The organism is Jannaschia seohaensis, from assembly GCF_900116765.1.
Taxonomy (GTDB): domain Bacteria; phylum Pseudomonadota; class Alphaproteobacteria; order Rhodobacterales; family Rhodobacteraceae; genus Jannaschia; species Jannaschia seohaensis.
The window spans coordinates 157,382-180,361 of sequence record NZ_UETC01000002.1 but is presented as its reverse complement, the minus strand read 5'-3'; the positions used below and the strand labels follow the sequence as shown (position 1 = coordinate 180,361).

Annotated in this window: 23 protein-coding genes, 1 tRNA gene and 1 pseudogene; 7 read left to right on the top strand and 18 right to left on the bottom strand. The window is 68.2% G+C overall.

The features are described from left to right. Positions 1-11 precede the first annotated feature (11 nt). The 6 genes from DTQ71_RS05620 to rpmH all read right to left on the bottom strand — a co-directional run bounded on the left by DTQ71_RS05620 (position 12) and on the right by rpmH (position 3,972). The gene (locus DTQ71_RS05620) at positions 12-1,613 is read right to left on the bottom strand and encodes a GGDEF domain-containing phosphodiesterase (protein ID WP_109563304.1); all 1,602 of its coding nucleotides are present in this window, start codon (positions 1,611-1,613) and stop codon (positions 12-14) included. Between the two features lie 56 nt (positions 1,614-1,669). Next, on the bottom strand, positions 1,670-2,536 hold the full coding sequence (ttcA, locus tag DTQ71_RS05615) for a tRNA 2-thiocytidine(32) synthetase TtcA (RefSeq protein ID WP_109563303.1): 867 nt from the start codon (positions 2,534-2,536) through the stop codon (positions 1,670-1,672). A gap of 57 nt (positions 2,537-2,593) precedes the next feature. Continuing rightward, on the bottom strand, positions 2,594-2,848 hold the full coding sequence (locus tag DTQ71_RS05610) for a hypothetical protein (protein ID WP_109563302.1): 255 nt from the start codon (positions 2,846-2,848) through the stop codon (positions 2,594-2,596). A gap of 388 nt (positions 2,849-3,236) precedes the next feature. Then, positions 3,237-3,458, bottom strand: a complete 222-nt coding sequence (gene yidD, locus DTQ71_RS05605; protein ID WP_109563301.1) for a membrane protein insertion efficiency factor YidD — start codon at positions 3,456-3,458, stop codon at positions 3,237-3,239. Continuing rightward, a complete protein-coding gene (locus tag DTQ71_RS05600) occupies positions 3,455-3,829 on the bottom strand; it encodes a ribonuclease P protein component (RefSeq protein WP_109563300.1) in 375 nt (124 codons plus the stop codon). The genes yidD and DTQ71_RS05600 overlap by 4 nt, the downstream gene beginning before the upstream one ends. Positions 3,830-3,837: 8 nt before the next feature. Beyond that, a complete protein-coding gene (gene rpmH / locus DTQ71_RS05595; protein ID WP_012177012.1) occupies positions 3,838-3,972 on the bottom strand; it encodes a 50S ribosomal protein L34 in 135 nt (44 codons plus the stop codon). 385 nt (positions 3,973-4,357) lie between these two features. On the opposite strand from rpmH, the gene DTQ71_RS05590 reads away from it, so the two are divergent. The 4 genes from DTQ71_RS05590 (at position 4,358) to DTQ71_RS05575 (ending at position 8,307) form a co-directional block, all read left to right on the top strand. Beyond that, positions 4,358-5,086, top strand: coding sequence for a TVP38/TMEM64 family protein (locus DTQ71_RS05590; protein ID WP_109563755.1), 729 nt, complete (start codon positions 4,358-4,360; stop codon positions 5,084-5,086). 57 nt (positions 5,087-5,143) lie between these two features. Then, positions 5,144-6,559 carry a dihydrolipoyl dehydrogenase family protein gene (locus DTQ71_RS05585; protein WP_109563754.1) on the top strand — a complete coding sequence of 472 codons (1,416 nt, stop codon included), beginning with the start codon at positions 5,144-5,146 and terminating at the stop codon, positions 6,557-6,559. A gap of 97 nt (positions 6,560-6,656) precedes the next feature. Further along, on the top strand, positions 6,657-8,042 hold the full coding sequence (locus tag DTQ71_RS05580) for a sensor histidine kinase (RefSeq protein WP_109563299.1): 1,386 nt from the start codon (positions 6,657-6,659) through the stop codon (positions 8,040-8,042). Positions 8,043-8,230: 188 nt separating this feature from the next. Continuing rightward, a tRNA-Arg gene (locus tag DTQ71_RS05575) sits at positions 8,231-8,307 on the top strand. 32 nt (positions 8,308-8,339) lie between these two features. On the opposite strand, the gene DTQ71_RS05570 is transcribed toward DTQ71_RS05575, so the two are convergent. The 5 genes from DTQ71_RS05570 to DTQ71_RS05545 form a co-directional block, all read right to left on the bottom strand. Continuing rightward, entirely contained in the window at positions 8,340-9,173 is an 834-nt protein-coding gene (locus DTQ71_RS05570; protein WP_109563298.1) for a tyrosine-type recombinase/integrase, read from the bottom strand. 18 nt (positions 9,174-9,191) lie between these two features. Continuing rightward, a complete protein-coding gene (locus DTQ71_RS05565) occupies positions 9,192-9,443 on the bottom strand; it encodes a hypothetical protein (protein ID WP_109563297.1) in 252 nt (83 codons plus the stop codon). A 196-nt stretch (positions 9,444-9,639) separates the two neighbouring features. Beyond that, positions 9,640-9,993, bottom strand: coding sequence for a hypothetical protein (locus DTQ71_RS05555; protein WP_146204801.1), 354 nt, complete (start codon positions 9,991-9,993; stop codon positions 9,640-9,642). Positions 9,994-10,310: 317 nt separating this feature from the next. Then, positions 10,311-10,616, bottom strand: coding sequence for an FAD-dependent oxidoreductase (locus tag DTQ71_RS05550; RefSeq protein ID WP_109563294.1), 306 nt, complete (start codon positions 10,614-10,616; stop codon positions 10,311-10,313). A gap of 15 nt (positions 10,617-10,631) precedes the next feature. Further along, the gene (locus DTQ71_RS05545) at positions 10,632-11,303 is read right to left on the bottom strand and encodes a cupin domain-containing protein (protein ID WP_109563293.1); all 672 of its coding nucleotides are present in this window, start codon (positions 11,301-11,303) and stop codon (positions 10,632-10,634) included. A 438-nt stretch (positions 11,304-11,741) separates the two neighbouring features. On the opposite strand from DTQ71_RS05545, the gene DTQ71_RS05540 reads away from it, so the two are divergent. The 3 genes from DTQ71_RS05540 to DTQ71_RS05530 all read left to right on the top strand — a co-directional run bounded on the left by DTQ71_RS05540 (position 11,742) and on the right by DTQ71_RS05530 (position 13,979). Continuing rightward, positions 11,742-12,206 carry a hypothetical protein gene (locus tag DTQ71_RS05540; protein WP_109563292.1) on the top strand — a complete coding sequence of 155 codons (465 nt, stop codon included), beginning with the start codon at positions 11,742-11,744 and terminating at the stop codon, positions 12,204-12,206. A gap of 123 nt (positions 12,207-12,329) precedes the next feature. Continuing rightward, positions 12,330-12,671 (top strand): hypothetical protein, encoded by a 342-nt coding sequence (locus tag DTQ71_RS05535; RefSeq protein ID WP_109563291.1) that lies wholly within the window; start codon positions 12,330-12,332, stop codon positions 12,669-12,671. Between the two features lie 417 nt (positions 12,672-13,088). Then, positions 13,089-13,979 (top strand): matrixin family metalloprotease, encoded by an 891-nt coding sequence (locus DTQ71_RS05530; protein ID WP_170125307.1) that lies wholly within the window; start codon positions 13,089-13,091, stop codon positions 13,977-13,979. A 33-nt stretch (positions 13,980-14,012) separates the two neighbouring features. Here DTQ71_RS05530 and DTQ71_RS05525 read toward each other — a convergent pair whose 3' ends face one another. From DTQ71_RS05525 to acs, 7 genes and pseudogenes are all read right to left on the bottom strand, one after another. After that, positions 14,013-15,410 (bottom strand): 3'-5' exonuclease, encoded by a 1,398-nt coding sequence (locus tag DTQ71_RS05525; RefSeq protein ID WP_109563289.1) that lies wholly within the window; start codon positions 15,408-15,410, stop codon positions 14,013-14,015. 1 nt (position 15,411) lies between these two features. Further along, positions 15,412-15,930, bottom strand: coding sequence for a hypothetical protein (locus DTQ71_RS05520; protein WP_109563288.1), 519 nt, complete (start codon positions 15,928-15,930; stop codon positions 15,412-15,414). Between the two features lie 4 nt (positions 15,931-15,934). Then, positions 15,935-17,752: a DUF294 nucleotidyltransferase-like domain-containing protein gene (locus DTQ71_RS05515; RefSeq protein WP_109563287.1), complete on the bottom strand. Its 1,818-nt coding sequence runs from the start codon at positions 17,750-17,752 to the stop codon at positions 15,935-15,937. A 97-nt stretch (positions 17,753-17,849) separates the two neighbouring features. Further along, the gene (locus DTQ71_RS05510) at positions 17,850-19,637 is read right to left on the bottom strand and encodes a sodium:solute symporter family protein (protein ID WP_109563286.1); all 1,788 of its coding nucleotides are present in this window, start codon (positions 19,635-19,637) and stop codon (positions 17,850-17,852) included. A 6-nt stretch (positions 19,638-19,643) separates the two neighbouring features. Beyond that, complete coding sequence (locus tag DTQ71_RS24085) at positions 19,644-19,946, bottom strand: DUF4212 domain-containing protein (protein WP_170125345.1); 303 nt, start codon at positions 19,944-19,946, stop codon at positions 19,644-19,646. Between the two features lie 63 nt (positions 19,947-20,009). Next, positions 20,010-20,693: pseudogene (locus DTQ71_RS24080) on the bottom strand (adenylate kinase); the annotation flags it as partial. Then, the gene (gene acs / locus DTQ71_RS05500; RefSeq protein WP_109563285.1) at positions 20,693-22,684 is read right to left on the bottom strand and encodes an acetate--CoA ligase; all 1,992 of its coding nucleotides are present in this window, start codon (positions 22,682-22,684) and stop codon (positions 20,693-20,695) included. The gene acs and the pseudogene DTQ71_RS24080, both read right to left, overlap by 1 nt. Between the last annotated feature and the right edge of the window lie 296 nt (positions 22,685-22,980).

Here is a 22,980-nt window from a genome sequence, read left to right as displayed (position 1 = left end):
CGTCGGTCGCCCTATTGAAGCCAGCGCTTCTGCGCGGCCCGGGGTGCGGTCGGTTCGGGTGCATCCTCCGTTCGGGCGCGCACGCGGCTCTGGCGGGCCATTGCGGCGCCACGGGCGGCGACACGGCCGCGCAGCCAGGTCAGCGTATCGACCAGAGGCATCGCCCGCGCGACCGCAAAGCCCTGGAGGTGGACGCAGCCCATCCGCTTGAGCAGCGCCTGCAAGTCGTCTGTCTCGACACCCTCGGCTAGGGTCACGAGGCCCAGGACCTCGGCCATGGCCAGGATGGCCGCGACGACGCGGCGACGGGCCGGATCGACGTCGATGCCGGCCACCAAGCTGCGGTCCAGGACGATGCGGTGGACGCCGAAACGCGAGACATGGCTGACCGTCGCGGGGCCCGTCCCGAAATCGTCGAGGTCGAGGCGGAAGCCGACATGGCGCAACTCCTCGATATTCGCTTGGACCACGGCGTCCTCGGCCAGCTCCGTCACCGAGGAGGGGAGCTCGAACGCGATCCGCGTCGGCCTCACGTCCCGTTGATCGACCTGCCAGACCATCCGCTCCGCCAGTCGAGGGTCCGCCAGTTCTTCCATGGAGAGATTGACGCAGATCCCCGGCACCGTCAGTCCGGCCGCGTCCCAACTCGCCAAGGCGTCGAGCGCCGCCGCGAGCACCGCTTCCCCAAGGTCTGACATACGTCCAGAGGCCTGTGCCGCGCTGAGGAAGCGGTCGGGTTCCAAAACGCCGAGTTCCGGGTGAGTCCAGCGAGCAAGCGCCTCGAAGCCGGCGATCTCGCCGGTCGCGGCGTCGATCTGAGGCTGAAACCACGCCCCGATCTGCCCGCCTTCGAGCGCGGCATCGATCTCGCGCGTGAGTTGGGCGTCGATCTCGGCCTCCGCGCGGAGGTCCGCGTTGAAGAAGCGGACACTGTCCTCCCGCTCTCGCCGGGCGACGGTCAGCGCGGTCTCCGCGCCGCGAAGCAAGGCATGACCGGTTCGGCTGGTTGCCATCGTCTCCGAACAGACGCCGATCGCGGATTGCGCGGACAGCGTCGCCCCGTCGAGCGAGATCGGCTCGGCCACGGCCATCTGCACGCGGTCGACGATGTTCATCAGCACCTGGAGGTCGGCGCGCCGGGTCGGGCAGAGCAGCAGGACGAGATCGGTGGCGCCCGTGCGGAGCACCTGATCCTGCCCGCGCATCGCCGCCATGACCCGGAGCGCGAGGCGCGCCGTGACCTTGGCGCGGGTTTCTTCGTCCCAGTCCTCATTGCCCTTCGGCGAGAGATGCAGGCGCAGGACAGCGGTGGTCCGGTTCAGCGCCGCGCAGTCCGTCAGGATATCGTCCACCTGGCGGCGCAGCGCATCGGGGGCGATCGCGGCGCCCGCGCGCGGCGCGCCCCGCGCGGTGGCGCCCGCGGGGCGGCCTTGCAGCGCCAGGAAGGCCGGGAGGATCACGGCCAGCACCACGGCCACCGCAGCCTCCCCAAGAAACCAGGCAAAGGCTGCCGCGACGGGGAACAGCATCATCCAGTCGACCCGATCCCGCAGGGCACGCAGGCGATGGCCGAGCGGGCTGTCGAAATGGGGGATGTCGGACAGTCGGGTCATCGGCGTCTCACGAGGCGGTATTGCCCCGGGATAGCGCCAAATCCCTGACAGAAGGTTTAGCGAAGGCGGGGGATGTCGTCCGGCATGTCGCCCTCCGGCCAGAGACCCGCGAAATCCCAGAGCGCCGGGTCGGGCATATGCGAGGGCCGGACCTGGCAGAGCGCGGAGAACATCTTGGCCCGGCGACCGGGGACCTTTGCCTCCCAGCCGTCGAGCATCGCCTTGATCGCCTGACGTTGCAGCCCGTCCTGGCTGCCGCAGAGGTCGCAGGGGATGATCGGGTAGTCCATGGCCCGGGCGAAGCGCTCGCAATCGGCTTCGGCGACATGAGCGAGGGGGCGCAGGACCAGCAGATCGCCCTCGTCGTTCCGCAGTTTCGGCGGCATGGTCGCGATTTTTCCGCCGTGGAAGAGGTTCAGGAAGAACGTCTCCAGCAGATCGTCGCGGTGATGGCCCAGCACGACGGCCGAGCAGCCTTCCTCGCGGGCGATGCGGTAGAGGTTCGCCCGGCGCAGGCGCGAGCAGAGCGCGCAATAGGTGCGCCCGGCGGGCACCTTGTCGACCACGACGGAATAGGTGTCGCGATACTCGATCCGGTGGGGGACGCCCATCCGCTCCAGGAACTCTGGCAGGACCGTCGCCGGGAAGCCCGGCTGCCCCTGGTCGAGGTTGCAGGCCAGGACATCGACGGGCAGCAGGCCGCGCCATTGCAGCTCGGTCAGGACGGCGAGCAGCGTGTAGCTGTCCTTGCCGCCCGAGAGGCAGACGAGCCACTTGGCGCGCGGGCCGTCGCGGTCGATCATCGCATAGCGGTCGATCGCCTCGCGGGTCTCGCGGACGAGGCGCTTGCGCAGCTTGCGGAACTCCGTGGTGCGGGGGGCACCGCGGAAGAGCGGGTGAATGTCGTCGCCATCGTCGAGCATGGCGCCCCTCTAGCCGGTTCGGAGGCGCCCGGCCAGAGGCCGGACGCGCGGGGCATGTCAGCGCAGGCCCGCGAAGGGGCCGCGGATGGCCAAGGCGGCATCGACCCGCTGAGAGGGAAGGCCCGGCTCGTGCGGGGGCAAGCCGATATCGCGCCTCAGATGCGAAGGCAGGGCGGCGGTGTCGGGCGGCCGGGCGCGCGGCCGCAGCAGGGCGGCGAGTGCGGCGAGCAGGACGCGGCCGGGACCGTGGGCGTCGATGGCGATCTCGATGGCGGTCCGGGACGTATCCGGACGCAAAGGGAGTGCGGTCATGGGTCATTCCCCGAGGGACTCGGGGCCTCTGGTGGCAGTTTGGAAGAACCGGACGGGCTGGGGCCGGCCGCTTATGCGGCGGGGCGGATCAGTCTGCCGGCGAGGGGGTCGCCCGAAGGCGACGAATTGTCAGCCGCGGAGGCCGGACATGAGCCAAGCGCGTCGGAGGGAGCGGCGATATGCGGTTGTCATGCTGCCCCTCCCTTGGTTCGAGCGCGTGGTGGCGCGTGCTTACGCCACATCTTGCGATCCACCAAGCGTTTTCTTCGATCTGTCGCGCGAGGGGGGCGGGCCGGGCGGGGCATCGAGCCCCGCGCGGCCCGACGAGAGACGCTGTCTCTCGCGCTCTCTGGAGTATTTTCGAACCCGTGATGGGGAGGAACGGGGCTCAGTCGGGCACGTTGTCGATGCCGGAGCCGCCGAAGGGATTGCAGCGCAGGATGCGGCGGAGCGCGAGCCAGCCGCCTTTCAGCCCGCCATGCCTTTCCAAGGCTTCGAGCGCGTAGGCGGAGCAGGTCGGGTGGTAGCGGCAGTTATGCCCCACATGCGGAGAGAAGACCGCGCGGTAGGCGTGGACCGGAAAGGACAGGAAACGGGCCAAGGGGGTCACCGATGCACCTTGGCCAGAGCGCGGCGTAAGTCGTCGAGCAGAAGCGGGAAGGGGCGGGCCGCGGTGGCCTCCGCCCGGCCGATCAGCGCGTAGTCCCAGCCCGGGTGCCCTGCCTCGGGCAGGACGGCGCGAGCGGCTTCCCGGAGGCGGCGCTTGGCGCGGTTGCGGGCCACTGCGTTGCCGACCTTCTTGGAACAGGTGAAGCCGACGCCGATGGCGGGATCGTCGTCGCCCCGGTCGCGGGCCTGAAGCAGGAAAGACCCCGCCGGAACCCGGCGCGCGCGGGCCAAAGCCAGGAATTGGGGCCGGACCTTGAGAACGCGAAGAGACGCCGGGGGCGGGGCCTCCGGCGTCGCGTCTTGCGGTCCCATGGGGGCGATCAGGCCGAGAGCGACTTCCGGCCGCGGGCGCGACGGGCGTTCAGGATCTTGCGGCCGGCCTTCGTGGCCATGCGCGCACGGAAACCGTGGCGCCGCTTGCGGACGAGGTTCGAGGGTTGGAACGTGCGCTTCATGGCCTGCTCTCCGGGTGCGTAGCCGGATCCGGTGTGAATCGACGGCGGAATGACTTGGAAGCCGCGCAATAGGAGGGCAGGGCGAGGGTGTCAACATCGGCGTGGCGTCCAAGGAGGCCGGAGGCCGGTCTTCCATCGGATGGGCCCCGGCGCGGGCCTCTGGGAGCGGGATGGGGGCTCCCGGCGCTTGAGAATGTGTCAGCGGCAGGCGGTCCGGGGCGGGTCCGAAGCGGCGAGTTGAAACATTTCGTCCCCTGGCCGGGCCCCGCCCACACGGCCCGACACAGGGCCGTGAGGCCGGGTATCGCGACCGCCCGCGACTCGGCAGACAGGCAGGGATCCGGCGCTGCCCCGCCCGAGACCCCTAGACATGGACCCGACACAGATGGCTGATCAGACGATGCAAGAGAGCCCCAAAGGCGGCGTCGCCCGCTACCTCCCCCTCGCCGCGATCCTGACGGTCGCCGCCGCTGGCGCCTTTCTTCTGCGCGATTACCTGTCGTTCCAGACCCTGGCCGACAACCGCGAGGCGCTGATCGCCTTCCGCGACGCGAATTACGTGGCGACGGCGCTGACCTTCGTCGGCTGCTATATCCTCATCGTCGCCTTCTCGCTGCCCGGCGCGGCCATCGCGACGCTGACGGGCGGCTTCCTCTTCGGACTCTTTCCCGGCGTGCTCTTCAACGCGGGCGCCGCCACGGTCGGGGCGACGGTGATCTTCCTGGCCGCGAAACACGGGCTGGGCGACCGGCTTGCCGCCAAGATGGACGCCTCGGGCGGGGCGGTGAAGCGGATCAAGGACGGCATTCGCGAGGATGAGACCTCCTATCTGCTGATCATGCGCCTGGTGCCTGCCGTGCCCTTCTTCGTCGCGAATCTGATCCCGGCCTTTGTCGGCGTGAGTCTGCGGAAGTTCTTCCTGACCACCTTCTTCGGCATCCTGCCGGGCGGTCTGGTCTATACCTGGGTCGGCGCCGGCCTGGGCGAGGTCTTTGCCCGCGGCGAGACCCCGGATCTGGGCATCATCTTCGAGCCGCATATCCTGGGGCCGATTGTCGGGCTCGCCGCTTTGGCGCTGCTGCCCATCGTCATCAAGCGCTTTCGGAGGGTCTGAGCGATGAAGGATACGGCTCACACACCCAACGAAACCCTTCGGCCGCAGGAGCCCGTGATGCAAGAGATCAAGACCGATGTACTGGTGATCGGCGCGGGGTCCGGCGGGCTGAGCTTTGCCGCGGGCGCCAGCCAGATGGGCGCGGACGTGACCCTGCTGGAGGGGCACAAGATGGGTGGCGACTGTCTGAACTTCGGCTGCGTGCCCTCCAAGGCGCTGATCGCGGCGGGCAAGCAGGCCCAGGCGATGCGGACGGGCGAGACGCTGGGCGTCACGCCGGTCCTGCCCAAGGTCAGCTATGCCGAGGCCAAGCGCCACGTTCATCGCGTCATCGAGACCATTGCCCCGGTCGACAGCCAGGAGCGGTTCGAAGGTCTGGGCGTGCGCGTCATCCGCGAATATGGACGCTTCGTCGACAAGGAGACGGTCGAGGCGGGTCGTTACCGCATCAAGGCCCGCCGCGTCGTGATCGCCACGGGGTCGTCGCCCTTCGTCCCCCCGATTCCGGGCCTGGACGAGGTTCCGTTCGAGACCAACGAGACGCTCTTCGACCTGATGGAGAAGCCCGACCACCTGATCGTGGTCGGCGGCGGTCCCATCGGCATGGAGATGGCGCAGGCGCATGTCCGGCTGGGCAGCCGGGTCACAGTGATCGAAGGAGCCAAGGCCCTGGGCAAGGACGATCCGGAGATGGCCGAGGTGGTCTTGAAGAGGCTCCGCAAGGAGGGCGTCGAGATCGTCGAGGAGGCGCAGGTCAGCCGCGTCTCGGGCAAGAAAGGCACGATCACCGTCCACACGCCCAAGGGCGACTTCACCGGCGACACGTTGCTGATGGCGGTGGGGCGCAAGGCCAATATCGAGCGGCTGAACCTGGACGCGGCAGGCATCAAGCATGACCGGGCGATCACCGTCGGCGCCGATCTGCGCACGACCAACCGGCGCGTCTACGCCATCGGCGACGTCGCGGGCGGATTCCAGTTCACCCATGTCGCGGGCTATCACGGCGCGACCGTGATCCGGCCGATCCTGTTCGGCCTGCCCGCCAAGGCGCGGACCGATCACATTCCCTGGGCGACCTATACCGACCCGGAACTGGCTCAGGTGGGCCTCACCGAGGCGCAGGCGGTCGAGCGGCACGGAAAGCACGCCGTCGAGGTGCTACGCTTCCCCTATCACGAGAACGACCGTGCCATCGCCGAGGGCAAGACCGACGGCCTCATCAAAGTGATGGTGGTCAAGGGCCGCCCGGTCGGCGCCTCCATCGCGGGCGAGAAGGCCGGAGAGTTGATCGGGCTCTGGGCGCTGGTGCTGGCCAACAAGCTCAAGATCGGCGCCGTTGCGGCGATGGTCGCGCCTTATCCGACCCTGGGCGAGATCTCCAAGCGCGCGGCCGGGCAGTATTACGTGCCACGCCTGTTCCAGAGCGATATGGTCAAGAAAGTGGTCGGGTTGGTACAGAAATATCTGCCCTGATCCGATCCGGCCACCGGACCGCTTGCGGTCCGGCCCCCCTATCGCCCAGGGCCGCCCTCGGCCATAACACGACCGTGGATAACATCGACCCGACGCCATGCTGACCACGCTCTCCGGGCGCTTTCTGATCCTGACGGTCATCTTCGTCATGCTGGCGGAGGTGCTGATATTCGTGCCCTCCATCGCGCGCTACCGCGTGGATTATCTCACCAACCGAATGGAGCGGGCGCAGATCGCGGCGCTCGCCCTGCTCGGCTCGAGCGAGATGATCGACGAAGCGGTCGAGGCGGAGCTCTTGGCCAATGCCGGCGTGCTGAATGTCGTGCTGCGCCGGGACGAGATGCGGCAACTGGTGCTGTCCTCCGATCTCCCGGGGCCGGTGGCCAAGACGGTGGACCTGCGCGACCCGCGCACGGCCGAGCTGATCCGCGATGCGCTGGTGCGCTTCGTCACTCCCGAGGCGGAGGTTATCCGCGTGATTGCTGAACCCGCCCAGGGCGGCGGCATGCAGATCGAGGCCGCGATCGACACCACGGATCTGCGCAACGCGCTGCTCACCTACGGGCTCAATATTCTCTGGCTGAGCCTGGTGATCTCGGCGATCACCGCCGTGTTTCTCTTCCTGGCCGTGCGGCGGCTCATGGTCATCCCGATCCGGTCGCTCGTGCGGCAGATGAACCGCTACGCCGCCTCCCCCGAGGACGGCCGCCGCATCATCGAGCCCGGCTCCCGCATCCGGGAGCTGCGGGAGGCGGAAACGACGCTCCAGGCGCTGGAGACGCAGCTGACGGCGAACCTGCGTCAGAAGGAGCGGCTGGCGCAGCTGGGCTCCGCCGTCGCCAAGATCAGCCACGACCTGCGCAACATCCTCACCACCGCGACGCTGCTCGGCGACCGGCTCGAGCGTGTCGACGACCCGACCGTCAAGCGCGTCGCTCCCCGCATCGTCGCCTCGTTGACCCGCGCGGTGACGCTGACCGAGGGCACGCTGGCCTTCGGCCGCGCCGAAGAGGCCCCGCCCGCGCTGCAAATGATCGAAGCGGGTCCGTTTCTCGCCGAGCTTTGCGAGGATGCGCGGATCTCGATCGGCGATGCGCCCATCGTCGTGCGGCATACGGCGCCGACGGGCCTGGCGTTCCGGGGGGACCCGGAGCAACTGCACCGCGTCATCGGCAATCTGATCCGAAACGCGCGGCAGGCGATTCAGGCGACCGACGCGCCGGGCGAGATCGTGATCTCCGCCGAGGAAACGCCGGAAGCCTGGCGCATCCGTGTGTCCGATAACGGCCCCGGCCTGCCGCCGCGCGCGCAGGAAAACCTGTTCCAGGCCTTCCAGGGCAATGTACGCAAGGGCGGCACGGGGCTTGGCCTCGCCATCGCCCGCGAGCTTGTGCAGGGCCATGGCGGAACGCTGACGCTGGAGCGGACGGGCGAGGAGGGAACGGTCTTCTTGATCGAGCTCCCGCGCGAGATCGCGGTCTAAAGATGCGGACGGTATCGCTGGGCCGGGCTCGCCTTATTCCAACTGCACGCCGACGGGCCGGTTCCCTCGGGCGACGAATTTCCTGCCGCGCCCGCGCGGAAACCGTCCGGCTCTTGCGGCGTCACGAGGAATTCCCTCCGGACCCCCTTGCGCCCCCAGAGCGGGACGGCTATCTGCCGCCTCGTAGTGCGCTGGTAGCTCAGTTGGATAGAGTACTTGACTACGAATCAAGGGGTCGGGGGTTCGAATCCTCCCCAGCGCGCCACCCTCTCAAACAAGTTGTTTTGTGCTAGAGGCTTAGCTTCCGTTTCCACCGTCAGATCGTTCCCGGTTTCCAACGTTCTGTTCCCGTTCTCGTCCCATGACCAACCCGCGCCGATCAGCTTGTCGGGCGTAGTGGATCAGCGTCTTTAGGTCTTCGTGACCAGTCCAGGCGGCGGCCTGGTGGGGAGTCGCGCCGCTGTCGATCAGGTCGCATGCGCGCGTCTTCCGGGCGCCGTGGCCGGTCAGGTCGGCCCAGCCCGCTTCGTCGCACGCTTCCCGAATCAGGTTGCCGAGCGCCTTTGACGAGCGGACCCGGCCGGTCTGCGTCTCCAGGAAGGTCAGGCGACCGGTGCCAAGGGCGGATAGCGCTTGGTGCATCGCATCCCGATCTGCCTCCCAGGCCAGCGCCCAGTTCGGGAGCGGAGAGGTCCAGGGCACGTAGCCCGGGCCGCCTGTCTTCGACTGGCTGTAGTCCAGCACGCCGTCCCGGGGCACGTGCTGGCGGCCCATCTCCACCGCGTCTCCGATCCGCCCCCCGGTCCAGAGCAGCAGCGCCATCGCGGCGCGCTTCACGGTTCCGATGCGGTGGCGTGCCCGGTAGGCTTCGATCGCCTCGCGCGGCCAGCGCTTGTGCCCGATCGTTGCCTTCTGGCGGCCTGGGTCGCGCGGTAGGCGGACGGCAATAGCCGGATCCTCGTCGATCCCGCCCGAGGCGATGGCGAAAGCGCAGAGGTAGCGCCAAGCCTTGAGGCGGCTTCCGGGGTTCCCGGCACCAATTACGTCGGCTCTGACGTGGCGCGGGCGCACGGCACGAAGCGTCGCGGTGCCCCTTGTCTCTCTCACGGTGTCGAGTTCGCGGCGCAGCATCGCCCGGTATCCGGCAGATTATCCGTCCAGTCGCTTGCCTGCGCAGGCTCGGACGATCCAGGCGGCGACCGATCCATGCGCCAGGCCGGTCGTCTTTGGCGGCGCGTCGGCGCGGGTGGTCTCGCGCGCGTCGGCATAGGCGGTGAGGAATGTCGGGTCGTCGTAGGGCAGGTTCGGGAGCACAATGAGCGGCAGACCCTTGGCCTGGTAATAGAGGAACTCGCGCCCGTTCGGCTTTCGCACGATCTTCACGTTCGGCGGGCGCGTCATTCCGTTCTGGTTCCGAAAATCTCGTGGCACTCCGCTTCGTCCCCCTCGGGCTGTGACGGTAACGCTGCGATCGGCGCTTCGTCCAGGTAGATGCGGATCGCGCCTAGCACCTCGACCGCCGCACACCCTTCTCGCCGCGCCGCGCGGATGGCGCGAGCGATCTGAGACTGCGTTACGGAGGTATTCCTGGCCATCCTCAGCGCCCGCACCAGTCTGCGTTCTGCTCGGGCTGGGTCAGGCCCAGCGCGAGCAGCAGCTCGCCCGCGTCGGTTCTATCCGACAGCTCGACCCAGGCGCAGCCGCGGTCGAAGCCGCAAGTTCCGGGCAGGACGTGGACGGTGGCGCCCTCGGCCATCAGCATCCGAAGCGCGGCCGTCGCCATCTCGCCCAGGGCCGCCTCCGCCGGACAGCCGGAGCGCCAAGTGTCGCGCGCGTCGAAGGGGGCGCCGTCGCGCAGGGGCAGGCGCTGGTTTACCGGATCACCGTGCAGGCTGTCGTCGTCGATCACGCGATCGGCCAGGGCGCGTAAGGTGGCGAGGGCAAGGGTCACGGCCCGAGCGAGAAGGTTTAGGTGGCCGTTCATCATGCCTGGCCCCCCGGAGTTCGCTAGACTTCCCGAACGGGCGGGAAGGCCCGCTGGATATGCCAGGATAGTACGTGCTCCCCTGTCGCTCCGCACCGACGGCAGCGCATCCAGCGCTTGGCGAGATCCACGATCGAAGTTTGCTCGGGGAAGCGAGGCGGCATGGAGGCGCTGAACGTCAAGCAGGACGCTGACGAGATGGACCTCTCCGAGCTAGCGGAGCTTCTGCGCCGCCGAACCGAACTTGCTGGCTAAGGAGGTTACCCATGTCTGACCTGCAGGAACTAAAATCGGCCGTCGAGCTTGGAAACCGCACCATCGAGGAACTGCGCGAGAAGAGCGCGACCATCCTCGAAGACCAGCCGCCCCGCGCTGTATTGCGGGAACGTCCGCAGCCCGAGCCGCCGCGCGAGCGTGAGCAGACGATGGTTGTGCGGCCAGATCCAGGCCGGTCCGAGATCGTAGCCATGCTGCGACAGGACCCGGCCGCCCGGCCGATCCCGTGCCTCCAGAACGCGGACGTCGCGCCCTTCGGCCCGCAAGGCAACTGCCAGGGCGAGGCCCGACAGCCCCGCGCCGACGATGGCGATCTCGACCTCCCCCGGTCACGCCGCGCGCGCGGTGACGTGGCGGAGATGACCGGTCTTGATCCAGACCCGGGCGCCCTCCGGGCCTGCCTCCGCCTGGAATTGCGACCCCACGGGCAGGCGGAGCCAGTCCCATTTGCCCAGGGTGTCGCCGTTCTCCGTCAGGGCGCCGTCGATCACGAAGATCTCCAGGCCGCGCGAGGCGTCCAAGGTCCTGGCCGTGCCGGGGCTCCAGCGCTCCATGATGACGGTCTCGCGCGCATCCGCATGCAGGGGCAGGGCATCGACGCCCGTCACGACCGCCTGCCACTCCGCCGTCCCGCTGTCGATCTGGACCTGGGTCCGGTCGAACAACGCGAACTGGTGGAGCTTCACGAGGATCGTCGCGCCGTCCCGGGCGGCGGGCCTGTGCGAAGAGGTGGGCGGGTTGCGGACATAGGAGCCCGCCGGAAAGTCGCCATCCTCGTCCTGGAACGTGCCGTCCAGCACCAGATATTCCTCGCCCCCGTCATGGGTGTGGGGCGAGAAGGCGCTGCCGGGCGCGAAACGGACGATGGAGGTGGCGCGGGCGACCTCCTCTCCGATCCGGTCGAGCATCTTGCGCTCCACGCCCGGGACCGGCGACGCGACCCAGTCGGTCTCATCGAAGCGGACGAGGACGCGGTCGTTGAAATCGGCGTTCACGCGCATGGTTCGGGTTCCTTCCTCTGACGCCTGGGGCGGCCGGCTCCTGGGCCGGCCGGTGGGGAGGTAGGTGAGCGCGCAAGGCGCGGAGGGCAAGCCTGGCGTCGATTTTGGGGCCGCGTTCTACCGGGACCGTCAGCGCGGCGCGACGCCCGGCCGGTAGGCTTGAGCGCCCGGGCACGAGCGGGCATGTCCGCCTTCCTCGTCTGTGGGGCCAGCCCGCCGGGATTCTGGGCGCCGCCGGGCGGGCCGCCCCTGCGCAATCGGTCCGATCCGGGGCCGAAATCGTCTCGATCGCGTGCGAGGCCCCCATCGCTGCCCGAATAGGAGGCGGCTAAGATGCTTTGGCCTCCCTGGCGTCAGGGTGTCGCTCCCTTGTCGCTGCAATGATCATGAGTGCCGGATGGTCCGGGGAGCCCGGGTGGCGGCAGCCGGGGATCCGTCATGCCGATTATCACCAGTCACTCCATTGATTCGTACAACACCAGCACAGGGTCTCTTCTGGGTGAGGGCATCTCGGGCGAGGCGGTTTCCACCTACAGCCTCGACGATTTCGTGCTGCGCATCGACGAGGCGACCACCATCGCGGATATCGACCTCTTCGCCTTGGGCGCGCTGCGGGCCACGCTCGATGTCAGCCTTGCCTTCGGCGTCATCGTCAGCGTGTCGCTCGGCACGCCGCCCAACTTCTCGATGGGCGCCGACATCGCCATGCGCACGCATTACGACAATATCCTCTTCGAGCAGGCAACGGTGACGCGCGGTGCCGACCTGCGGCGTGACGAGGACGGAAGGGCGCAACCACGGCGCGACCTTCGTCACCGACGAGGGCTTCTCCGAACTGGCCTTTCTGGAGTTGACCGGCGATATCGACCTGCTGCTGACGGGTGCGCTGGGCAAGATTCCTAGGGACAGCGCCGTGGCCAAGGCCCTGGGCACGCCGCGCCGACCATCGAGGGCAACAATCCCGACGCGGGCCTGTCCTTCGACCTGGGCCACATCATCCAGCAGGAGCAGATCGTCAGCGACGACTTGCAGGTCTTCATCGGCGAGCCTGTAACGATCACCATCAACGCGGATGCCAGCGATGTCGAGATCGCCCGCTTCCGGGAGTTCCAGGTGGCGCTGGCGGGGCCGGATGCCCTGCGGGCCGGGGAGAGCTATCGCTACACCGGCGGGCAGCAATCGGTCGTCTCGTCGACTGGAGAGGAATTGGACAGCGCCCAGACCCTGCAGGATTTCCGTCCGCTCGCCATCAACGTCATCGGCTCGGGCTTCGATACCGTGATCGTCTATACGGGCTCCACCTGGACGATCCAGGACCCTCCCGCCGAGGCGCCCCTCCATCTCGACGGCGCCGGCGTCGGCCGATGAAGATCTGTTCCTAGGCGATTTCGGCGGGCTCCAGATCGAGCCACACATCTTCAAGGCAGCGACGCCTATTGCGACGCGCGTTTTACGATGGGGGCTCAGCCATATCGGCGGCGGCGAACCGGCGAAAGACGCGGACCTCTTCGCGCGCAGGGCGCGTCCACGGGCTGCGCGGCGGTGGTGCCGGACACCGCCCCCGAGAGCCACGAGGGAATGATCGAGGGGGCGGTCCGATCTCCGGCGGTGCCTCCCGGCGAGCAAGCGTCAGGCTCGGCGCTCCAAGCATCCGACAGGCACGGCCTGGGCTCATTTGACGCGCTATCCCGGTTCGCGCTCGACGTCATAGGGGAAGAAATCGTTTGACGTAACGGTAAAGAAAATGTCCTCCTGATGGGGGGCAGTGAAGACGGGCATTCGAACATGAACAGACGTATTCTCGGCGCGGCGGCCTGCGCATTTATCGCAACCGGAGGCGCTGGACAGGCGGGCGCGATTTTTGCGCCGGGAACCGACCAGGCCTATGTCGAACAGGTCGAGGACAAGCTGCACACGCCGCGCGCTGGGCGGACCGACCCCTTCGTGACCTACGGGACCGACACGAATGGCGACGCCATAAAGTGGGGCGGGACGACCTACGGAACGCCCGGCGGCGTCGTGACCTGGAGCCTCGTGCCGACCGGAACGAACTGCACGATCATGCAGCAGTTCGGCGACTGCGGCAGCGGGACAACGACCGCCCTGGCCGACGCGATGCCGAGCGGATTCGAAACGGCGATCACAAACGCCTTCGGGGCGTGGGAGGCGGTGGCCGACATCTCTTTCCAACAGGTGTCGGACGATGGCAGTCCGAACGGCGCGCTCAACGGCAATTTCGGGGATATTCGCATCAGCGGCTACTCGATCGACGGACCGGGCGGCGTGCTCGCCTATGCGTTCAACCCGGACCGGAGTTTCGACCCGTTCGACAGCCTTCGGGGCGATATCTTCTTCGATCTGGATGAGACGTGGAGCCTCGGTGGCACGACGACCTCATTCGACATCTTTTTTGTGGCGCTGCATGAGATCGGGCATAGCATCGGGCTCGGCCACGAATGCGGCAACGATGGGACCGCGACGCCCTGCGAAGTCGCGGTGATGAACCCGTACTACAACCCCGCGCTGTCGGCACTTCAGGCCGACGACATCGCGGGGGCGCAGTTCATCTATGGTGAGGCGGCGGCGGTCCCGCTGCCGGGGGGCATCGCGTTCCTGAGTGGAGGTGTGATCTTCCTCGGGGCGCTCGGCCTGCGCCGGCGGCGTCGGGCGGCCTGATCCAACCGACCCTCGGGGGGCGGCTCGCCCCCCTCAGACGTTGAGATCGTTCAACAGCCGGCCATGCTTGCGCGTCTCCGCGATCAGCTGGCCGAAGGTCTCGATCCCCTTGCCCTCCAGCAGCGGCAGAAGCCGGACCAGCGCCTGCCCCGTGGCGCGGGCGTCGCCCAGCGCGGTATGGCGCAACTCCGCCGGGATCGTCACATCGAGCCGGGCGCAAAGCGCGTCCAGCGAATGCTCCGCCGTCGTCCCGAACACCACCGCCGAAAGCAGCACGGTGTCGAGCACCGGATGCGACCACGCGACCCCCATCCGGTCGGCATCGCGCCGGAGCAGCCCGATATCGAAGGGCGCGTTATGGGCCACGAGCACAGCATCGCGGGCGAAATGGTGCAGCGCCCGCCCCGCCGTCTCGATCTTCGGGGCGCCGGTGACATCGGCATCGCGGATGCCGTGAATCCGGGTGGAGAGGGCAGGAATCGGGCGCCCGGGATCGACATAGGTATCGAGCACCTCGCCCTCGACGATGCGGCCGCCCAGCACCCGGACGGCGCCGATCTGAATGATCGCGTCGCTCTCCACCGAGAGGCCCGTCGTCTCGGTGTCGAAGGGAATGTAGCAAAGGTCGCGCAGGGGCGTGTCCTGGGTCTCGCGGGAGGGTGTGGCCTCCATGAGGTCGAAGTCGAAGACCAGCGGGCGCGGCGCGATCGGCGCGCCCTGCGCGTCGATCAGCACCATATGCCCGCCGCCCGCCAAGGGCTTGAGGCGCGCCTGATGCGTGCTGCCGTCGGGCAGGGCGCGCAGCGTGAGCGGGATTTCTCCCCCCGCCTCGGGCAGGGCGGCGATGGCCGTGTCCAGCGCGTCGCGCTCGAAATAGTCGGTTAGGGGCGCCTTCAGCCGCGGGGGGGCGATCTGTGACAGCACATCCGCCGCTTGCCCGTCATAAAGCACGATCTCCCCCCGGGGATTGAGCAGGATCGTCGCGATCGGAATCTCGGTCAGCAGGGCCGTGAGCCGCGCGGCTTCCGTGCGCAGTCGCTCCGTTTCCCGGGCGACCTTGTCCGCCGTCTCCATCACGCTGTCGCCCAGCGAGCGCGAGAGCGCGTCGGCGGCAGGGGCGAGGTCGCCCAGCCAGCGCGCGGCATCGGTGGACAGCGCGGCGTCCACGCCGGAATGCGCCCGGAGCCTCAGATCGGCGGAGAGACGGTCGATCGGCTTGGCCACATGTTCGTCGAAGAGCAGGAACACGGCGAGCGCGAGCCCCGTGTTCAGGAAGGCGAAGACCAGGAACGCCGTCACGAAGGGCCCCGCCGCGCCCTCGGAGCGCGACCAGCCCAACCAGAGCGCCCCCGCCGCCAGTGCCGCCCCGCCCAAGGCGAGGAAGCCGAAGAACAGGAAGATCCGCAGGCGCAGGGGCAGGCGGGCCAGCATCTCAGGTCTCGCAGACCAGGGACAGGATCGGGTCGCCCTCGGGCACGGCCCGCCAATCGGCGTCGGCGACGCTGCCATCGGCGGCGAATTCCGCCCCGTCGATCAGCAGCGCCGAGCGCCGCGCGCCGCAATCGAACAGCATCGGCGCCTGGTTCACCGGCGACCACCGCCCGAAGAAGTAGAGATCCGCCATCCGCTGCTCGGGCAGGGCCGGGTTGCGCCGGGTCGTGGCCGTGTCCACGGCGACGAAGCGCTTGGTATAGGGCCAGATCTGCGTCCAGGGGCGCATCCAGCCCTGCTCGTCGACGGTCATTGCGATGGTAACGCCTTCGGGCAGGCGCTCGGCGGTGCGGTCGAACCAAGTGTATTCGTTCGAGACGGTCATGGCGATCATGCCTGCCCCCGCCGCGACCGGCGTGATCCATTTGGGCAGCCGCTTCCCCAGGACCAGGTTCAGCAGCAGGGCGAGGCCCGCGCAGGCGATGCCCGCGAAGATCGTTGCGATCAATTCCAAGAACATGACGTTATCCCAGGGCTCCCTTTCCCGATCCGATGGCGGATTGCATTGTCTTTACCACCACGAACGCATCGCGCAGGTGGCTGCGCTCGAAATCCGACAATTCGGCAGGATCGAGGTAATTTGTCGGCGCGTCGCCGTCTTTGATCTGGGTCGATTGGTGCTCCAACCGGGCCGTCGCGATCAGATCGTAGGCGTCCAGCAGGTCCGCCCCGCCGGACCGCGACAGCACGCCCTTGGCCATGGCCGCCTCCAGGCGGGCGCGGGTGTTCACGGGCTCCAGCTGTCCGGTCAGCGCATAGATGCGGCCCAGATCCACCACGGGCACGACGCCGTTATGCTTGAGGTCCAGGCGGTTGCGATGTTCGCCCGCGCGGATCGTGGCGAGGCCGCGCAGCAGGCCCAGGGGCGGGTGATGCTTGAGCGAGTTCGACACCATATGCGCCACGAAGATCGAGTTGGCCGAGGCGCGGGCCAGGGTGTCGGCCTGCAGGTCCGAGAACAGGCGCGCATCGCCGCCGATCGGGCGTAGGTCGAACATGACCGAAGCCAGCATCTGCGCCTCCGGGTCCGGTTTGGCGATCCAGCGACGGAAATAGTCGCGCCAGACCGAAAGCGGCTGCCGCCAGCGCGGGTTGGAGGCCATCATGTCGCCGGGGCAGTAGACATAGCCGATGGCGTTCAGCCCGTCGCAGACAATGCGGGCGAGCGCCTCGAAATAGGGGGTATGGGCCTCGGTCGCGGCGTCCGACAGGATCATGCAATTGTCCTGGTCCGAGACGCCGGTCTGCTCCTGCCGGCCCTGACTGCCGCAGGCGAGCCAGAGATAGGGGACGGGGGGCGGGCCCAGTTCCGCCTCGGCCAGCGCGAGCAGGCGGCGGGTCGCGGTGTCGGCGATGTCGGTGATGAGGCGGGTGACGACCTCGTGGCGGTTGCCCCCGTCGATGAGCTGGACCAGCAGCTGCGGGATCTCGGCGGTGGCGCGCGCCATCTCGGCGGTGTCGGCGGCGCGGGCCACCCGGCGCACCAGATCGGCGGAGGAAAGCGCCTGCGCCCGGGTCAGGTCGGTCTGGGTGACGATGCCCAGCAGCTTGCCGTTCTCGGTAATGGGGACATGGCCGATGCCGCGCTCCACCATCAGATGCAGCACGTCCGTGACCAGCGCGCGGGGCGGCAGGGTCAGCGGCGCTTCGGTCATGATCGAGGCGACGGGGGCCTGGGGGTCGCGCCCCTCGACGACGACGCGGGCGTTCATATCGCGCAGGGTGACGATGCCGCGCAGGCCCGTCGCGTCCGCCACGCAGATCGAGGAGATCCGGCGCGCCTGCATCCGCTCGGCCGCGTGGCGGATCGTGTCCTCGGGGGTGCAGGTCTCGGGCGTGCGGGTCATCAGGCTGGCTACATCCAGGGTGGCCAGGTCGTCACGGGGCCTTGGCGCGGGGCGGCGGTCGAAGAAGCGGGCGACCGGGGGATGCGCCTCGATCAGCGCCCGGAGCGTGGCGGCGGGCATGGCGATCAGGGTCGCGTCTTCGGTCGCGGTGGCGGTGCGGGTATGGGCCTCGCCCCGCAGCAGCGCCCGCTCTCCGAAGGAGTTGCGCACGCCCAGGATGGAGATCGGGTTTCCGTCCGCATCCACCACCTCGATCTGGCCGGAGACGATGACGAAGAGTTCGGCCGCGATGTCGCCCGCGGCAAAGGCCGTCTCGCCGGGGAGGAGCCTGCGGGCGGCGCAGGCCGCGGCGAGGGCCGCCAGGTCGCCCTCGGACAGGGTGTCGTAGGGATGCACCGAGGCGAGGAACTGCGCGTGAACGGGAGCGAGAGGCATCGGCGCGGACCTTCCGGAAATGAAGTGTCCCGCCCGCAGGGAGACGGACGGGACGGGGGCCATCGGGCGCGCGCCGCGGCGCGCCCGGGCGTTTCGTTTAGTGGCCTTCGACCGCGCCGCCAGCCCCGCGGGGGATGCGCACACTCTCGACCAGGGCAACGATCTCGGGCGGCGTCTCCTTGGTGCGGCCGGCCACGAAGTAGGCCACCGCGAAGTTCACCGCCGCGCCGATCGCCCCGAAGGAGGTCGACTTGATCGGGCCCAGCAGAGGATCCGCGTCCGTGAAGCTGTTGGTCCCCGGGATGAAGAACCAGCCCTTGTGCAGGAAGATGTAGACCAGGGTCACGATCAGACCGGCCAGCATCCCCGCCACGGCGCCCGCGTTGTTGATGCGGGTCGAGAAGATACCCATCATCAGAGCCGGGAAGATCGACGCCGCCGCTAGACCGAAGGCCAAGGCCACTGTCTGCGCCGCGAAGCCCGGCGGGTTGAGACCCAGGATGACCGCCACCACGATCGCCGCCGCCATCGACACGCGCGCCGCCAGCAGTTCCGACTTCTCCGACATGTTGGGCGTCAGCTGGCCTTTCAGCAGGTCATGGGAGACCGCCGAGGAGATCGCCAGCAGCAGACCCGCCGCCGTCGACAGCGCCGCCGCGAGGCCGCCCGCCGCCACCAGGCCGATGACCCAGCCCGGAAGAGACGCGATCTCGGGGTTTGCCAACACCAGGATGTCGCGGTTGAAGTTGGTCAGCTCGTTGCCGGCCCATCCGTTGGCCGCGGCCTTCTCCTGCAGCTCGGCATTACCGTCGTTGTAGTACTGGATCAGGCCGTCGCCGTTCTTGTCTTCCCAGTCCAGAAGGCCGGTCTGCTGCCAGGTGGCCATCCAGGCGTACTCGGGGTCGGTCTCGATCTGCTCGACGCTCACGGCGGCGGCATCGGTCCCGTTGGGCCACATCAGCTCGGAGATGTTGAGCCGCGCCATCGCGCCCACGGCCGGGGCCGTCAGGTAAAGCAGGGCGATGAAGACCAGGGTCCAGCCCGCCGACCAGCGCGCGTCGGACACCTTAGGAACGGTGAAGAAGCGCATGATAACGTGGGGCAGACCCGCCGTGCCGATCATCAGCGACAGGGTGAAGAGCACCATGTTGATGGTCGAGCCATGGGCGGCGGTGTACTCGGCAAAGCCCAGGTCGCGGACGATCTGGTCGAGCTTGGCCAGGAGCGGCTCGCCCGAGGCGGTGTGCTCACCGAAGAGGCCCAGCGCCGGGATCGGATTGCCCGTCAGCTGCAGCGAGATGAAGACCGCTGGGATGGTATAGGCGGTGATCAGCACGCAGTATTGCGCCACCTGCGTGTAGGTCACGCCCTTCATGCCGCCGAACACGGCATAGGCGAAGACCACGCAGGACCCCAGCAGCAGACCCCAGGTCGCGTCGATCTCCAGGAAGCGGCCGAAGGCGATGCCCACACCCTGCATCTGGCCAATGACGTAAGTGATCGAGGCCACCAGCAGGCAAATCACGGCCACCAGGCGCGCGGTCTTGGAGTAGAAGCGGTCGCCGATGAACTCGGAGACGGTGAACTTGCCGAACTTGCGCAGGTAGGGCGCGAGCAGCAGCGCCAGCAGCACGTAGCCGCCGGTCCAGCCCATCAGGTAGGAGCTGTTGTCATAGCCGGTGAAGGCGATCAGGCCGGCCATCGAGATGAACGAGGCCGCCGACATCCAGTCGGCCGCCGTGGCCATCCCGTTGGTGACCGGGTGCACGCCGCGCCCGGCGGCGTAGAACTCGCTGGTGGAGCCCGCCCGGGCCCAGACCGCGATGCCGATGTAGAGCGCGAAACTCGCGCCTACGAACAGCAGGTTGATGGTAAACTGATCCATCGGTCCTTACTCCTCTTCCACGCCGTGGTCACGGTCGAGCTTGTTCATCCGCCAGGCGTAGAAGAAAATCAGCGCCAGGAAGACCAGGATCGAGCCTTGCTGCGCGAACCAGAAGCCGAGATCGGCCCCGCCCACGGAGATGCCCGAGAGAAGCGGCCTGAGCACGATCCCGAACCCGAACGAGACCACCGCCCAGATGGCGAGGCTGATCAGGATCAGGCGCACATTGGCGCTCCAGTAGCTTGCGTTGTCTTTCGCCTCTTCCGCCGACGGCTGCGCGCCGGTGGAGGACGCCTTGTCATAGGGCATTGTGGGCCCCTCCCTTTCCTGTGATCGTTCGGCCCCCTCCCAGGAGCCCCGGATCGGCCCGAGCCGGGCCGTCTGTCGCACCACGGCCGAAAGCTCGGCCGCGATTTCTTCGATAGCGCCCATCGCGGGAATGCGGGTCAGGCTGCCCGCTTCCTCGTAATAGGCGATGAGCGGCGCGGTCTCGGCGTGATAGGCCGCGAGGCGCTGCATCACGGTCTCCGCGCGGTCATCGGCGCGCCGCTTCATCTTGGTGCCGCCGCAGCGGTCGCAGGTGCCCGGGATGGCGGGCGCCTTGAAGCTGTCGTGATAGCCCTCGCCGCAGCCGCCGCAGGTGAAGCGGCCCGAGATGCGCTCGACCATGGCGGCGTCATCAACCTCCAGGCTGATCGCCGCGTCGATGCGCTGCCCCCGCTCGGCCAGGAGGCCGTCGAGCGCGCTGGCCTGCACGGCGGTGCGCGGGAAGCCATCGAGGATGACGCCGCGCGCGCAATCGGGCTGGGCCAGGCGGTCGCGCAGGATCTCGATGACGATCTCGTCGCTGACCAGCCCGCCGGCCTCCATCACCGCCTTGGCGGCTTGGCCCGCCGGGGTGCCTGCCGTGACCGCGGCGCGCAGCAGGTCGCCGGTGGAGAGCTGCACAAGGCCGTGGGCCTCCTCCAGCATCCGCGCCTGGGTGCCTTTGCCCGCGCCCGGAGGCCCGAGCAGGATCAGGACCGGCGCGCCGGTCTCGACCGTCATGCCGTCCATTACTGGTCCCCTTTCTGCGCGACCGCTTCGCTGCTTGAGCGCGTCCGGTTCATGCGGTTGGCGATCAGATCGTCCACGACCGACGGGTCGGCCAGGGTCGAAGTGTCGCCCAGCGCGCCGAAATCGTCCTCGGCGATCTTGCGCAGGATGCGGCGCATGATCTTGCCTGAGCGGGTCTTGGGCAGGCCGGGGGCCCATTGGACCAGGTCCGGCTTGGCGATCGGCCCGATCTCGGCGCGAACCCAGTCCGACAACTCCTTGCGCAGCGCGTCCGAGGGCTCCTGACCGTCCATCAGGGTGACATAGGCGTAGATGCCCTGGCCCTTGACGTCATGGGGGTAGCCCACGACCGCGGCCTCGGCGACCTTCTCATGGGCGACCAGAGCGCTTTCGACCTCGGCGGTGCCCATGCGGTGGCCCGAGACGTTGATGACGTCGTCCACGCGGCCCGTGATCCAGTAGTCGCCATCGGCGTCCCGGCGGCAGCCATCGCCCGAGAAGTAGTAGCCGGCATAATCGCCGAAATAGGTCTTCTCGAAGCGGGCATGGTCGCCCCAGACGGTGCGCATCTGGCCGGGCCAGCTATCCGCGATGCAGAGCACGCCCTCGACGTCGTTGCCCTCGATCACTTTGCCCGAGGTGGGCTCCAGCACGACCGGCTGCACGCCGAAGAAGGGCTGTTGCGCCGCGCCGGGCTTGAGCTTGGTGGCGCCGGGCAGGGGGGTCAGCATGTGGCCGCCCGTCTCGGTCTGCCAGAAGGTGTCGACGATCGGGCAGCGGCCGCCGCCCACGACCTCGTTGTACCAGTTCCAGGCCTCGGGGTTGATCGGCTCCCCGACCGAGCCCAGGACGCGCAGAGCGGACAGGTCATATTTCTTCACCCAGTCGTCGCCCGCGCCCATCAGCGCGCGGATCGCGGTGGGCGCGGTGTAGAACTGCGTCACGCCGTGGCGTTCGCAGGTCTCCCAGAAACGGCCCGCGTCCGGGTAGGTCGGGACGCCCTCGAACATGACCGTGGTCGCGCCGTTCGCCAGGGGGCCGTAGACGATGTAGCTGTGCCCGGTGACCCAGCCGACATCGGCGGTGCACCAGAACACATCGCCCTCGTGGTAGTCGAAAACGATCTCATGGGTCAGCGAGGCATAGACGAGATAGCCGCCTGTGGTGTGGACGACGCCCTTTGGCTGGCCGGTCGAGCCGGAGGTGTAGAGGATGAAGAGCGGATCCTCGGCGCCCATCTCCTCGGGCGGGCACTCGTCGGACGCCTCTTCCATCAGCGCCAGACAGTCGCGGTCGCGCGCGGTCCAGGTGGTCTGGCCGCCGGTGCGCTTGACCACAAGGCAGGAGACGTCGTCCTTGCAGTGCAGCAGCGCCTGATCGGCGTTCGACTTCAGCGGGGTCTTGCGGCCGCCGCGCGGCGCCTCGTCGGCGGTGATGACCAGCTTGGCATCGCAGCCCTGGATGCGGGCGGCCAGCGCGTCGGGCGAGAAGCCCGCGAAGACGATGGAGTGGATCGCCCCGATCCGCGCGCAGGCCAGCATCGCATAGGCGGCCTCGGGGATCATCGGCAGGTAGATGACGACGCGGTCGCCCTTCTCCACGCCCAGGTCCAGAAGGACGTTGGCCATGCGGCAGACCTTGTCGTGCAGCTGGCGGTAGGTGATGTGCTGGGGCGCGTCCGTGCCGAGATCGTCCGGCTCCCAGATGATGGCGGTCTGGTCGCCGCGGGTCTCCAAGTGGCGGTCGATGCAGTTGGCGGCGACGTTCAGCGTGCCGTCCTCGAACCAGCGGATATCGATATTGCCGGGCGCGAAGGAGGTATTCTTGACCTTCGTGTAGGGCGTCATCCAGTCCAGCCGCTTGCCCTGCTCGCCCCAGAAGGCGTCGGGATCCTGGACCGAGGCCTGATACATCCGGGCATAGCCGTCGGCATCGACATGGGCCGTGCTGGCGTCGAATCCGGAGCTGGGTGTGTGGTGGTCTTTCGGCATGGCGCCCCTCCCTCAGAGTTTGCCGGAACGGATCGTCGGATCGATCAGTCTGTCGCGGTCAAAATACACCTCCTGCTGAGGCAAGGCGTAAGCTTCTCTTGTGTCGCGGAAAGTTTGTAAACGAATGAACATGATCGCTTGAAAATCAGTAAAATTATTTTCGTTAGCGATATTCTTCGTTCTGTTTCCGCACCTTGATGTATCGCAAGGTGGCGCTACATAGACCTCGCGGTATACCTTTGCATGCGTTCGCATGCAGTGAGGCCGCTCAGACCAATGCGGCGCGACGGGTCAGT